At 72.8% G+C, this 13,508-nt stretch carries 11 protein-coding genes; 4 read left to right on the top strand and 7 right to left on the bottom strand.

Features of this window, described 5'->3' with window-relative positions:
• Positions 1-223 precede the first annotated feature (223 nt).
• Positions 224-1,027: an IclR family transcriptional regulator gene (locus K304_RS0100110; RefSeq protein ID WP_027762065.1), complete on the top strand. Its 804-nt coding sequence runs from the start codon at positions 224-226 to the stop codon at positions 1,025-1,027.
• Between the two features lie 141 nt (positions 1,028-1,168).
• Here the strand turns inward: K304_RS0100110 and K304_RS26530 are convergent, their stop codons facing one another.
• On the bottom strand, positions 1,169-1,489 hold the full coding sequence (locus K304_RS26530; protein ID WP_051307587.1) for a DUF5955 family protein: 321 nt from the start codon (positions 1,487-1,489) through the stop codon (positions 1,169-1,171).
• 183 nt (positions 1,490-1,672) lie between these two features.
• Here K304_RS26530 and K304_RS26525 point away from each other — a divergent pair, with 183 nt between their 5' ends.
• The 3 genes from K304_RS26525 (at position 1,673) to K304_RS0100090 (ending at position 6,276) form a co-directional block, all read left to right on the top strand.
• Positions 1,673-2,299, top strand: a complete 627-nt coding sequence (locus K304_RS26525; protein WP_051307677.1) for a nucleotidyltransferase family protein — start codon at positions 1,673-1,675, stop codon at positions 2,297-2,299.
• Between the two features lie 154 nt (positions 2,300-2,453).
• The gene (gene aceB / locus K304_RS0100095) at positions 2,454-4,067 is read left to right on the top strand and encodes a malate synthase A (protein WP_027762064.1); all 1,614 of its coding nucleotides are present in this window, start codon (positions 2,454-2,456) and stop codon (positions 4,065-4,067) included.
• A gap of 142 nt (positions 4,068-4,209) precedes the next feature.
• Complete coding sequence (locus K304_RS0100090) at positions 4,210-6,276, top strand: SpoIIE family protein phosphatase (RefSeq protein ID WP_027762063.1); 2,067 nt, start codon at positions 4,210-4,212, stop codon at positions 6,274-6,276.
• Positions 6,277-6,321: 45 nt separating this feature from the next.
• Here K304_RS0100090 and K304_RS26520 read toward each other — a convergent pair whose 3' ends face one another.
• The 6 genes from K304_RS26520 to uraD all read right to left on the bottom strand — a co-directional run bounded on the left by K304_RS26520 (position 6,322) and on the right by uraD (position 13,405).
• Positions 6,322-7,869 (bottom strand): arylsulfatase, encoded by a 1,548-nt coding sequence (locus tag K304_RS26520; RefSeq protein ID WP_486591532.1) that lies wholly within the window; start codon positions 7,867-7,869, stop codon positions 6,322-6,324.
• 273 nt (positions 7,870-8,142) lie between these two features.
• On the bottom strand, positions 8,143-9,549 hold the full coding sequence (locus K304_RS26515) for a nucleobase:cation symporter-2 family protein (RefSeq protein WP_051307675.1): 1,407 nt from the start codon (positions 9,547-9,549) through the stop codon (positions 8,143-8,145).
• A gap of 370 nt (positions 9,550-9,919) precedes the next feature.
• A complete protein-coding gene (locus K304_RS0100075) occupies positions 9,920-11,314 on the bottom strand; it encodes an 8-oxoguanine deaminase (RefSeq protein ID WP_027762062.1) in 1,395 nt (464 codons plus the stop codon).
• 158 nt (positions 11,315-11,472) lie between these two features.
• Entirely contained in the window at positions 11,473-12,429 is a 957-nt protein-coding gene (gene pucL / locus K304_RS0100070) for a factor-independent urate hydroxylase (RefSeq protein WP_027762061.1), read from the bottom strand.
• Between the two features lie 5 nt (positions 12,430-12,434).
• Positions 12,435-12,893 carry a hydroxyisourate hydrolase gene (locus tag K304_RS0100065; protein WP_027762060.1) on the bottom strand — a complete coding sequence of 153 codons (459 nt, stop codon included), beginning with the start codon at positions 12,891-12,893 and terminating at the stop codon, positions 12,435-12,437.
• On the bottom strand, positions 12,890-13,405 hold the full coding sequence (gene uraD, locus K304_RS0100060) for a 2-oxo-4-hydroxy-4-carboxy-5-ureidoimidazoline decarboxylase (protein WP_027762059.1): 516 nt from the start codon (positions 13,403-13,405) through the stop codon (positions 12,890-12,892). Before uraD ends, K304_RS0100065 begins: the two co-directional genes overlap by 4 nt.
• Positions 13,406-13,508 lie beyond the last annotated feature (103 nt).

The raw sequence follows: 13,508 nt of genomic DNA, 5'->3' as shown, positions 1-13,508 counted from the left end.
CCGGGACACGGCGCGTCAAGCCTTCACGGATTCCTGGAGGTTTCCACGAAATGGAAGACAGTTGCCGCATCCCGGTATGGACGTCCTGCCAGTGGCGGCGTCCGGACACCCTCTTCGTACCCGCCCACAGCCGTCGTGACCGGCGACGACGGGCCCCACGGGGCGGTACCCGCCGGGGCAGGGCCGGTAGCATGCGCCACACACCGCAGGAAAGGAACGCGACGTGCCGTCGTCCGCCGAGCGCAAACCCGCCAACCCGTCCGCCCCCGCATCGAGTGGCGGGGTGCAGTCCCTGGAGCGCGCCTTCGACCTGCTGGAGCGGATGGCCGACGCCGGCGGCGAGGTCGGGCTGAGCGAACTGTCCGGCAGCAGCGGTCTGCCGCTCCCGACGATCCACCGCCTGATGCGCACCCTCGTCGCCTGCGGCTACGTGCGGCAGCAGCCCAACCGCCGGTACGCGCTCGGGCCCCGGCTGATACGACTCGGCGAGAGCGCCTCCCGGCTGCTGGGCACCTGGGCGCGCCCCCACCTGGCCCGCCTCGTCGAGGAGACCGGGGAGACGGCGAACATGGCGCTGCTGGACGGCGACGAGGTCGTGTACGTCGCCCAGGTGCCGTCCCGGCACTCGATGCGGATGTTCACCGAGGTCGGGCGGCGCGTGCTGCCGCACTCCACCGGCGTCGGCAAGGCGCTGCTGGCCGACGCGCCGCCGGAGGAGGTGCGGGCACTGCTCGCCCGCACCGGGATGCCGGCGGCCACCGAGAAGACCCTCACCACACCCGAGGCGTTCCTCGATGCGCTGGTCGAAGTGCGGGAGTGCGGATACGCCACGGACGACAACGAGCAGGAGATCGGGGTGCGGTGCATCGCGGTGACGGTCCCGGACGCACCGACGCCCGCGGCGATCTCCATCTCCGGGCCCGCGGGCCGGGTGACTCAGGCGGCGACGGACACCTTCGTCCCCCTGCTCCGGGAGGTGGCCCGGGACCTGTCCACCGCACTGGCCACCACGACGAACGGCGGCTAGGGCGCGTTCGCCGGACCGGCCCGGCAGCCGTGCGCCGTCCACGGCGCACGGGAGGGCGCCCCCGCCGTCCTCATCCGCCCCCGCGGGCGCGGCGGACGGGCGGCACCTCCCCGGGCCGGCCCGGGGCAGGCGGTCGCCGGACTATCCGGCCCCGGGGTGAGGGGGACGGGCGCCGGAGCCGAAGGCGTCGACGGCCTGGCGGAGTTCCTCCAGTGCGGCAGCGAGGGCGCTGACCGAGCCGAGGGCGGCGGCGACGAGGAGCAGCGAACCGCGCAGCCGGGCGACGTCGGGCGGCTCACCGGCCGCCAGGACGCGGAGGCGGCCGAGTTCCTCCTCGGCGGCCCCCCGGTCGGAAAGCCGGGCGGGGTGGGCGGCGAGCTCCCGGCTCACACGGTCCACGGCCGCACGGAGCGCACCCGCGGCTGCGGGCGCCCGCTGCGTCACGGTCTCACTTCGCACCATGCTCCTCTCCCCCACGGGCAGCGCCGTCTGTCCCCTTCTCACCCGGTCGGGCCCGAAAGGTTCGCACAGTAAACGCCACTCTCCGCACAGCGCGCTACACGGAGGGCGAAATTCAGGCCGGTAATGTTATCGGCTCACCGCACACAGTCACCGGACGGGGAAGCCGGGAGCACCATGGACCCGATGAACGACCGCACCGACCAGGACGTCGGACACGGCAGGAAGATCGCCGCCCTGCTGCTCGCAGCCGGGGGCGGACGCCGCCTGGGCGGGCGCCCCAAGGCACTCCTCTCGCACCACGGGCGCCCCCTCGTCGAACACGCGGTCCGCACGCTGCGGGACGGCGGCTGCACACCGGACGTGCACGTGGTGCTCGGCGCAGCGGCGGACGAGGTGCGGGGGACCGCGGACCTGTCCGGATGCGTACTACTGGAGAACCCGGAGTGGGAGGCCGGCATGGGCTCCTCGCTGCGCGCCGGACTCGACGCGCTGACGGGCTCGGGCGCCGCCGCGACCCTGGTGTTCCTGGTGGACCAGCCGGGCGTCGGACCGCAGGCGGTGGCCCGGGTCCGCGCGGCGTACCGCTCCCCCGCCACACTCGCCGCCGCAGCGTACGGCGGGCGGCGCGGCCATCCGGTGCTGCTGGGCGCGGACCACTGGGCCGGGGTCGCGGCAGCGGCCTCGGGTGACCGGGGCGCACGGGGGTACCTGAGGCGGCACGAGGAGGAAGTGCGGCTCGTGGAGTGCGGCGACGTCGCGGACCCGGCCGACATCGACACCCCGGAGGACCTCCCGCGGCTCTCGCCCTGACCTGCGGGCGACGGCAGTGAGAAGTATCTCGACGTCAACAAACTATTGAAGTTCCACGATAAGGAAACTAGCCTCCACTGATCAGAAGCGCCCGCTCCACCGGGCCGCTCCTCCGCCACGACAGAGCACGCACCATCCGCAAGGAGTGACCAGCATGTCCGCACCAGCGCCGTCCCAGCCGGCCCGCGTCGACGCCGAGCACGTCGCACGTCAGGAGGAGGTCCTGACGGACGAGGCGCTCGCCTTCGTGGCCGAGCTGCACCGCCGGTTCACCCCGCGCCGGGACGCACTGCTGGCCGCGCGCGCCGAGCGGCGGGCGGAGATCGCCCGCACCACGACGCTGGACTTCCTGCCGGAGACCGCCCACGTCCGCGAGGGCGACTGGCGGGTCGCCGACTGCCCGGCGGCTCTGCAGGACCGGCGGGTGGAGATCACCGGTCCGACCGACCGCAAGATGACGGTCAACGCGCTCAACTCGGGAGCCCGGGTCTGGCTGGCCGACTTCGAGGACGCCTCCGCCCCGACCTGGGAGAACGTCATCGGCGGGCAGCTCAACCTGACCGACGCGTACGAGCGCCGCATCGACTTCACCGACGAACGCGGGAAGGCGTACGCGCTGCGCCCGGCGGAGGAGCTGGCGACCGTGGTGATGCGGCCGCGGGGCTGGCACCTCGACGAACGGCACCTCACCGTCGAGGGGCGGCCCGTGCCGGGCGCACTGGTCGACTTCGGCCTGTACTTCCTGCGCAACGCCCAGCGGCTGCTCGACCTCGGCAAGGGCCCGTACTTCTACCTGCCCAAGACCGAGTCGCACCTCGAGGCCCGCCTGTGGAACGAGGTCTTCGTCTTCGCCCAGGACTGGTGCGGCATCCCGCAGGGAACCGTCCGGGCCACCGTGCTCATCGAGACGATCACCGCCGCGTACGAGATGGACGAGATCCTCTACGAGCTGCGCGACCACGCCTCGGGACTCAACGCGGGCCGCTGGGACTACCTGTTCTCCCTCGTGAAGAACTTCCGCGACGGCGGCGAGCGGTTCGTCCTCCCCGACCGGAACGCGGTGACGATGACCGCGCCCTTCATGCGGGCCTACACCGAGCTGCTCGTGCGCACCTGCCACAAGCGCGGCGCGCACGCCATCGGGGGCATGGCCGCGTTCATCCCGAACCGCCGCGACCCGGAGGCGAACGAGAAGGCCCTGGAGAAGGTCCGCAGCGACAAGGACCGCGAGGCGGGCGACGGCTTCGACGGCTCCTGGGTCGCCCACCCGGACCTGGTGCCGGTCGCGCAGGCCTCGTTCGACGCGGTCCTCGGCGACCGCCCGCACCAGAAGGACAGGCTGCGCGAGGACGTCGACGTGAAGGCCGCCGACCTCCTCGCCGTCGACTCCCTCGAAGCCCGTCCGACCCGCGAGGGCCTGCGCAACGCGGTGCAGGTCGGCACCCGCTACATCGAGGCCTGGCTGCGCGGGCTGGGAGCGGTGGCGATCTTCGGGCTGATGGAGGACGCCGCCACGGCCGAGATCTCACGCTCGCAGATCTGGCAGTGGGTGAACGCGGGCGTGGTGCTCGACACCGGCGAGCGGGTCACCCCGGAGCTGGTGCGCGAGATCGCCGCGGAGGACCTGGCCGCGATCCGGGACGAGGCCGGCGAGGAGGCGTTCGCCGCCGGACGCTGGCAGCAGGCCCACGACCTGCTGCTCCGGGTCTCCCTGGACGAGGACTACGCCGCCTTCCTCACCCTCCCGGCCTACGAGCTGCTGGACTGACCGCTCCCCCCGGACCCCGGCGGGGAGGCGGGCCCGCCTGCGGGCGGGCGCTCCTTCCCGGCCGGGCCCCGGCCGGGAAGGAGCGGCCCGGAGCGAAGCGCCCTGGTCGCGAGCGGCGCGCGCCGGTGACACCCTTGTCCGCATGGACGCTCGAGGGGCGCCGCCTGGCGGCGGGCCGCCGCCCGTGCCGTGGCCCGCCGGGCCCGAAGAGGCCCTCGCCCTGAACCACACCGGGTCCTTCGACTGGGACCTGGACCGGGGAGTCGTGCACATGGACCCCTCGGCGCTGGCGCTGTTCGGGGTGGCGCCGGAGGAGTTCGACGGCGACCCCTCGATCCTCACCGCCCGCGTCCCGGCCGCGGAGGCGGCCCGCCTCGACCTGCTCGTCGCCCAGGCCCTGAAGGGCGGCCGCTCCTCCTACGGCGCGTATTTCCGGATGGACACGCAGCACGGCACTCAGCGCTGGACCCACACCCAGGGCGCGATCCTGCGCACCCCCGACGGCCGTCCGCACCGGATCGTCGGCATCCTGCGCGACGCCACCGAGGAGCTCGGCCAGTCCACCGAACGTCTGACCCTGGACGCCGAGCGCTCGCTGCACACCGACGTGGTCGACGCGACCACGGCGGGGCTCGCGCACGCCCGTACGGTCCGCGAGGTGCTGGACGCCCTCGGCAGTTCCCGCGGCCTGGATCAGCTCGGGGTGATCAGCGTCGTGGTGGGGCTGGTGCAGGACGGGCGGATGCAGCTGTACGGCGAGGGCGAACTGAGCGGCATGCTGCCGATGAGCCGGCGGCGGCTGGACGAGCCGCTGCCGCTGCCGGAGGCCGTACGCACCCTGACCCCGCGCTACATCGCCTCCCGCGAGGAGTTCGCCCGGCGCTACCCGCCGCTGTGGTCGTGGGCGAGGGAACTGGGCTGGAGCGCGGCCGCGTTCCTGCCGCTGATCGCCCAGGGCGAGGCGCTCGGCGCCATCGGCCTGGTCTACCGCGACAAGTACTCCTTCACCAGCGAGGAGCGGACCCTGCTCACCGCGCTGACCAGCAGCATCGCCCAGAGCCTGGAACGCGCCCGGCTGTTCGAGCAGGAACACGAACTGGCCGAGGGGCTGCAGCGCGCGATGCTGCCGCACTCGCTGCCCAGCATCCCCGGTGTGCACGCCGAGGTCCGCTACCGCGCGGCCCAGCAGGGGCGGGACATCGGCGGCGACTGGTACGACGTCATCCCGCTGCCCGGCGGCAGGGTCGCCGCCGTGGTCGGCGACGTGCAGGGCCACGACACCGACGCGGCGGCCGTGATGGGACAGCTGCGCATCGTGCTGCGGGCGTACGCGGCCGAGGGCCACTCGGCGCCCACGGTGATGGCCCGCGCCTCGTCGTTCCTGCACGACCTGGACTCCGACCGGTTCGCGACCTGCCTGTACGTGGAGGCGGACCCCTCGACGGGCTGGCTGCGCATCGTCCGGGCCGGGCACCCGCTGCCGCTGCTGCGCCGGTCCGACGGGCGGTGCCGCCCCTTCCCCGTGATGGGGGCGCTGCCGCTGGGGCTGTCCACCCAGTTCGGGCAGCCGAAGTACCCGGTGACGACCATGGAGCTGGAGCACGGCGAGACGCTGGTGCTGTACACCGACGGCCTGGTGGAGCAGCCCGGCGGCGACGTGGAGCAGGGCATCGAGGACCTCGCGGAGGCGGTGCGCACCGGCCCGTCGGAGATCGCGAAGCTCGCGGACCGGCTGTGCGAGGTGCCCGAGGCGTGGAACGGCACCGACGACCTGGCGCTGGTGCTGCTGCACCGCGAGGTCTCCGCCCCGACGCGGCCCGCCCGGCGGCTGCACCAGCACGTCGCTCCGCGCGACCCGGAGTCGCTGGCCACGGTCCGGCACATGGTGCACGCCGCAGCGCTGTCCTGGGGAGCCGGCGACCGGGCGGACGACCTGTCGCTGGTCACCGACGAACTGGTCACCAACGCGCTGCTGCACACCGGCGGCGGGGCGGTGGTGACGGTACACCCGCTCTCCGGGGCGCAGCGGCGCATCCGGGTCGAGGTGACGGACCGTTCCAGCACGGTGCCGCAGGTGATGCAACCGGGCGCATCCAGCATCTCCGGCCGGGGCCTGCTGTTGGTTGACCATCTCGCCGACGTGTGGGGCGTGGAGGCCCGCGGCACGGGCAAGGCGATCTGGTGCGAGTTCGTCGCCGACGGCCGGTGAGCGACGCCGGGCGCGGGAGCCGGACGCCGCCGGGCGGGCGCGGCGTCAGGCGCGCAGCGGCTCCGGCTCGGTCCAGGACCCGTGCATCAGGTTGACCAGCCGCGCGACGGTCTCGGGGTGCTCGGCCGCGACGTCTTGCCGCTCACCGGGGTCGTCGCGCAGGTTGTAGAGCTCGACGTCCCACCGGTGGTCGGGCACGGTACGGTCGCGGCCGGGCGCGAACCGCACGGCCTTCCAGTCGCCGCGCCGAACGGCCTCGCACGCCTGGAGCCCCCGGCCGCCGTCCGCGGCCTGCGAGGTGGGGGTGGCGAACGGGTCGTTGCGGTACCAGTACAGGTGCCGGTGGTCGCCGGGCGCGCGGACGCCGCCGACCAGACCGGCCAGGGAGAGCCCGTCGAGGTGGTCCGGCGTGCGGGCCCCGGCAAGTTCGGTGAGGGTGGGCAGCACGTCGGTCAGCGGCGTCTGCCGGGAGGTCTCGGTGCCGGCGGCGACCCGGCCCGGGCCCCAGGCGAGGAGGGGTACGCGGATGCCGCCCTCGTACAGGTTGCGCTTGACGCCGCGCAGGGAGGAGGCGGCGTCGAACCGGGTCGGGTCGACGCGGCCCTCCTCGTGCGGCCCGTTGTCGCTGGTGACCAGGATGACGGTGTCGTCCGCGATGCCGCGGGCCCGCAGCAGGTCCACCATGGCGCCGACGGTGGTGTCGAGGTGGCTCACCTGCGCCGCGTGGCCCTTGTTGGCCTTGGTCCAGGGGCGGGAGGCGTAGCCGGCCTGTTCCAGCCGGCGACTCGGGGCATGGGGGACGTTCGGTGCGAAGTAGAGCAGAAAGGGGCTTTCCGTCGCGGCTGCGCCGCTCGCCGTGCCGGAGTCCTGCCCGTCGTCCGCGCGGCGGGCCCGCTGCTGCCGGTCGGCCTGGTCCTGGATGAATTCCAGGGCGCGGTCCCGGAACAGGTCGGGGGCGTAGGTGCCGCGCCGGCCGGCGACGTTGCCGGGGACGGGGACGCGCCGGCCGTTCTCCCACAGCGCCGCCGGGTGGAAGTCGTGTGCGTGGTGGTGGCCGATGTAGCCGTAGAACGCGTCGAAGCCGCGGTTGTTGGGGTGGCTGGGCTGGTCGGGCTCCTCGGGTCCGAACCCCCACTTGCCGATGCAGGCGGTGCGATAGCCCTGGTCGCGGAGGAGTTCGGCGAAGGTGGTGTCCTCGTCGCCGAGCGAGCCCTGCGGCCCGCCGAGCGGATTGGTGCGGACGGCGGCGTGGCCGACGTGCAGGCCGGTGAGCATGGAGCAGCGGGACGGCGCGCACACCGGGGCGGCGGCGTAGGCGCTGGTGAAGCGGAGTCCTTCGGCGGCGAGTTCGTCCAGGCGCGGGGTGAGGATGAGGTCCTGGCCGTAGGAGCCGAGTTCGCCGTAGCCGAGGTCGTCGGCGAGGACGACGATGACGTTGGGGCGGCGGGGCTCGGGGCGCGCGGCGGGCTTCGCGCGGCCCTCTCCGGCCAGTGCGGTCACGGCCACGGTGGTTCCGGCGAGACCGAGAGCGGCGGCCGATCCGGCGATGAAGCGGCGTCGGGTGGCGTGCACGGGGTCGGGCTCCTTCTTCACGTACTGAAGGATCATCTTGAACCAGCACGCGGGGCGGCCGTGACCAGGTTCCCGCCGTGCGGGGCCTGTTGGGTGTGACGCGCGGCACGCCCCCGGGACTGCGCCGCAGGTCGCGGCGGCCCGGAGGGTCCGGGGCGAGCACCTGATCCGATACGGATTCGGTATGCACGCGATGCGGTGCACGCGGGCGCGCGGCGTGCACCCGCGCACGCCGCGCGCCCGCGGCCGGGTGTCCGGTCGCGGGCGTGCGCGGGAGGTCCGGCGGGGCGGGTGTCAGCCGCCGGCCCGGGACGCCTCCGTGGTGGCGGTGCTGTCCCGTTCGGCGGCTCGCGCCGGCGGGACGGAGGTCGCGCCGGCCGGGTCGGCGCCCGGCTCCATGGGGTGGGCGACGGTCTCCTCGTCCCGGCGTCCGCCGAAGTGGTTGAAGAGCAGGTTGAGCACGATGGCGGCGATGCAGCCGGTGGAGATGCCCGAGTCCAGCACGATGCGCGCGCTCTCCGGGAAGGCGTGGTAGAAACCCTCGGCGGTGATGGGGATGATGCCGACGGCCAGCGAGACGGCGACGATCACGACGTTGTTGTCCTTCTCCAGCCCGCCCTTCACCAGCGTCTGGATGCCGCTGGCGGCGACCGACCCGAAGAGCACCACACCGGCTCCGCCGAGCACGGGCAGGGGAACGGTGGCGATGAGGGCTGCGGCGACGGGACACAGACCCATCAGCACGAGGATGCCGCCGCCCGCCGCGACCACGAAGCGGCTGCGGATGCGGGTCATGGCGACCAGCCCGATGTTCTGGGCGAAGGCGCTGCAGGTGAAGCCGTTGAAGAAGGGGCTGACGAACGACCCCAGGGTGTCGGCGCGCAGCCCGGCGGCGATGGTGCGTTCGTCCGCGGGCCGGTCCACGATCTCGCCGAGGGCGAGCATGTCCGCCGTGGACTCGGTCATGGAGACGATCATGACGATGCACAGGGAGAGGATGGCCGCGAGGGAGAACTGCGGGGCGCCGAAGTGGAAGGGCGTCGGGAAGCCGACGACGTCGGCCGCGCCCAGGGCGGCGAAGTCGGTGAGCCCGAGCGGGATCGCGAGCAGCGTTCCGGCGACCAGGCCGATCAGCACGGCGATCTGCTTCACGAAGCCGCGGGTGAAGCGGCGCAGCACCAGCACGATCGCCAGCGTGGCGGCGGCCATCGCCAGGTTGCGTGCGGAGCCGAAGTCGGCGGCCTCGGGGTCGCCGCCCTGAGCCCAGTCGAAGGACACCGGGAGCAGCGAGATGCCGATGAGGGTGATGACGGTGCCGGTGACGACGGGCGGGAAGAAGCGGACCAGCTTGCTGAAGTAGGGCGCGAGGAGGAAGCCGACGGCGCCGGCGACCATCACCGCCCCGAAGATCACCGGAAGGGCGTCCTCCTTCGCCTCGCTGCCGACGATGGCCAGCATGGGGGCGACGCCGGCGAAGGTGACGCCGTTGACGAAGGGCAGCCGGGCGCCGATGCGCCAGATGCCGAGCGTCTGCAGCAGGGTGGCTATGCCGGCGGTGAAGAGGCTGGCCCCCATCAGGAAGGTCAGTTCGGTGGGCGTGAGTCCGACGGCGACGCCGACGACGAGCGGCGGGGCGACAACTCCGGCGTACATGGCGGCGACGTGCTGGAGTCCGGTGGTGAGGAGTTTGAGGGGAGGCAGCGAGCGGTCGACCGGGTGCTTGCCGGCCCCTTCCGCCTCGTCCTGCGGCGGCTTCCCGCCGCCCTCGTCGGTGTTGCTCTGCGCGGTGAACCCGGGCGTCTCGGCCACGGCGGTTCCTCCTGTCGGTTGAACGAGTGCCGCCGAACGGCACGCGGTTTCAGGGAGGTGATGCGTCCTGTTGGTGGTTTCTCGCTGTGCGAGGGGGTGTCCGTCGCGCCCGGGCCCGGGTGTGGGCCGTCCGTTCCCGGGACGCGGGCGTGCCGCGTCCCGGGAACGGTGTGTCTGAGCATCCCGCTCGGCTGCTCAGACCCGGCCGGGAGCCGTCCCTCCCGGCCGGAGTCGTGGGGGCCGCCGTGGGGGCGGCCGCGGGTCAGCCCGCGTCGGCGGCGATGCGCGCGAGCCGGCGCGCCTCGTCGCGGGTGGTACGGGCGACGGCGTCCTCGTCGACCGTGGTCAGGCGGCCCTCCTCGACGACCGGGCGGCCGTCGATCAGGGAGAGCGTCACCGGGGCGGCCGCGCCGAGGACGAGTGCGGCGACCGGGTCGGCGATGGAGGAGTGGCCGAGGCCGTCCACCTTCCACAGCACCAGGTCGGCCAGCTTCCCGGCCTCCAGCGAACCGATCTCGGCGGCGCGGCCGAGTACCTGCGCGCCGCCGTAGGTGCCCAGGCGGAGTGCCTGCCGGGCGTTCAGCGCCTTCTCGCGGTGCGCACCGAGCCGGTTGACCAGCAGCGCGTTGCGCAGCTCGGTGTGGAGTTCGCCGGACTCGTTGGAGGCGGTGCCGTCCACGCCGAGCCCGACCGGCACCCCGGCGGCGAGCATGTCGGGGACACGCGCGATGCCGGCTCCGAGGCGGGCGTTGGAGGAGGGGCAGTGCGCCACACCGGTGCCGGTGCGGGCGAAGGCGGCGACGTCGGAGTCGTTCATGTGGACGCAGTGCGCCATCCACACGTCCTCACCGAGCCAGCCGGTGGACTCCAGGTAGTCGGTGGGGCCCTTGCCGAAGAGTTCGTGGCAGAACTTCTCCTCCTCCACGGTCTCCGACCCGTGGGTGTGCAGTCGTACGCCCTTGCGGCGGGCCAGTTCGGCCGCCCGGCTGAGGAGTTCGGTGGAGACGGAGAAGGGTGAGCAGGGAGCGACGGCGATGTGCAGCATCGACCCGAAGGAGGAGTCGTGGTGCCGGTCCACGGCCTCCTCGGTGGCGCGCAGCGCGTCCTCGGTGGTCTCGACGGCGAAGTCCGGGGGCAGACCTCCGTCGGACTCGCCGCGGTCCATGGAGCCCCGGGCTGCGGTGAAGCGGACGCCCATGTCGCGGGCGGCGCGGATCTCGGCACCGAGCAGGTCGCCGGAGCCGCGCGGGAAGACGTAGTGGTGGTCCATGGCGGTGGTGACGCCGCCGCGGGCCATCATCGCCAGCGAGCCCTGCGCCGCCGCGTGCACCATGTTTTCGTCGATGCGGGCCCAGGTCGGGTAGAGGGAGACCAGCCAGTCGAAGAGGTTGCAGTCCTGCGCCAGGCCGCGGGTGATCCACTGGTAGAAGTGGTGATGGGTGTTGACCAGCCCGGGGGTGGCCAGGTGGCCGGTGCCGTCGACCCTGCGGACGACACCCGAAAGCCCTTCGGGAGCCGGGCCGGCACCGACGGACTCGATGACGTTCCCGGCGATGACGAGGTGCCCGGAAGCGTACTCCGTGTCGTCGGCGTCGACGGTCGCGATCGCGCAGTTCTCGATGACGAGGCGTTCTGCGCTCGGGGCTCGCTCTGTCATTCGGTGTTCCTCGTTCTCTTCTCGGCTGGGGCGCGGCAAGGGCCCGGGGATTTGAGTGCCGGAGCCGGCGGGACGGCTGACAGTTACCGCCCCACCGTGCCCGCTCCGGGTGCCGATGCGTCGCCACCGCGACCGGTTCGCGGTCGGGGGCGGCGCGGTCAGAGGTTGGTCATGTCGACCGGGATGCGCGGTTCGGCTCCGTCCCGCAGCACGGTGGCCTCGATCAGGCCGTACGGACGGTCGGCCGCGTAGTAGACGGCGCCGTCGGCGGCGTCGTTCTTCAGGCCGAAGGGCTCCAGGTCCACCCGGAAGTGGTGCTTGTTGGGCATGGAGAAGCGGATCTCCTCGACCTCCGCGCGACTGTTGATCACGCGGGCGCCCATCTGGTACAGGGTCTGCTGGAGGGACAGCGAGTAGGTCTCGGCGAATGCCTGGAGCATGTGCTTCTTCGTCTCCGCGTAGGACCTGTCCCACCGCGGCATGCGCTGCTCGTCGGTGCTCCAGGTGTGCCGCCACACGGCCGCGACCTCGGTGGCGAGGATACGGTCGTAGTCCTCCTTGAGGGTGGTGTAGCGGTCCTTGACGTACCCCCAGAACTCGCTGTTGGTCGAGTTCATCACGGTGAGGCCCTTGAGTCCGGACAGCACCTCGAAGTGCTCGCCGTCGTAGGTGACCTGGGCGGTGCGGGTCTCCTGGCCGGTGCGGACGAAGGAGTGCTGCACCTCGTCGGCGCCGATGAAACGGGAGTTGGCGTCCGAGGTGGCGATGCGCTCCCAGGAGTACTCCTCGATCCGGATGCGCGCGCGGTGTATGGCTTCCTGGCTCTCCACGAAGTGCCGGGCGAGGTGGACGCCGAACTGCTCCGCCGAGGAGATGCCCTGCTCCTTGGCGAAGGCGAACACCGTGTTCTTGGTGGTGTCGGTGGGCAGGACGTGGCTGTTGGACCCGGAGTAGTGCACGTCGTCCATGTCGCCGGACAGCGCGACGGAGACGTTGAGGTCCTTGATGTGGTGGGTGTCCCCGTCGCGGGTGATCTTGACGACGCGGTTCTCCGCCTTGCCGTACTGGTTCTGGCCGAGAACCACCGGGCGGGCCGGGCGGGACGTTGCGGTCATGGGTGTCAGCTCCCTCGGTACACGGAGTAGCCGTACGGGTTGAGCAGCAGCGGTACGTGGTAGTGCTCGCCCGGGTCCACCGCGAAGGTGAGGACGACCTCGGGGAAGAACGGGCCACGCGTCCTGGTGTCAGGGCCGCTGTCCCTTGCGCGGGGGGCGTCCTGCTGTTCCTCGGCGTTGTCGGGTGTGTCGGATGTGTGGTGTGCGGTGCGTGCGAAGTAGGGCGCCACCTCGAAGCGGAGCCGTACCTGCGCGGTGCCCTCCGGAAGGTCCGGCAGGTTCTTGCAGCGCCCGTCCGCGTCGGTGCTCGACGCGCCGTGCGGGATCCAGGCGCCGCCGTCGCCGTCGCGCACGGACAGCTGCACGGCGACGCCCCCGGCGGGGCGTCCCCGGCTGGTGTCCAGGATGTGCGTGGACACCGAGGTGCGGTCTGCTGCGGCGGCCGGGGAGGATGCGGCGGTCATCGCGAGTCTCCTTCGTGCGCGAGGCGGGTGAGCCGGATGCGGTTGATCTTCACCAGCTCGTTGCGGACGTTCTCCCGTTCGCGTGCCGGCGTGTTGGCGAGACGCGCCAGGACCGCGTCCCGCATCTGCTCGCCGGTCAGGCCGGTGGCGCAGATCAGGAAGACGTGCCCGAACTTCTCCTGGTACTCCAGGTTGAGTTCGAGCATCCGCGCCCTGAGCTCCTCCGGCGCGCCGGCCATGCCGCGCTGTTCGCGGGCGGAGGCCGGGTCGCCGGGCTTGGGGCGGCCGATCGGGGGGTGCCCCGCCATCGCCTCGGCCAGGTCCGCCGCCGTCAGCTCGGCCATGGCGGCGTCGCTGGCGGCGAACAGTGCGGCGGCATCGGTGTACGGGCGCCGGGCGAGCACCCGGCTCGCCCAGGCGTCCGAGGCGCACACCTCGGTCAGCGCGGTCCGCGCCGCACCTTCCTCGGTGGTGTTCAACCAGGTCAGACCTGGTTTCGGACTCGACGTCACGGGGGCCTCCGAAGCCGTGGTGCTGTTCGGGCTGACGTACAGCTAAGCCCCCGGGACACGGAACGTCAACACTTTGTTGAATTTTTTGCGCCGCACGCACCCG

It is taken from the genome of Streptomyces sp. CNS606, assembly GCF_000426325.1.
The sequence above is the reverse complement of the archived record's forward strand: the minus strand, read 5'-3'. Positions and strand labels throughout refer to the sequence as shown.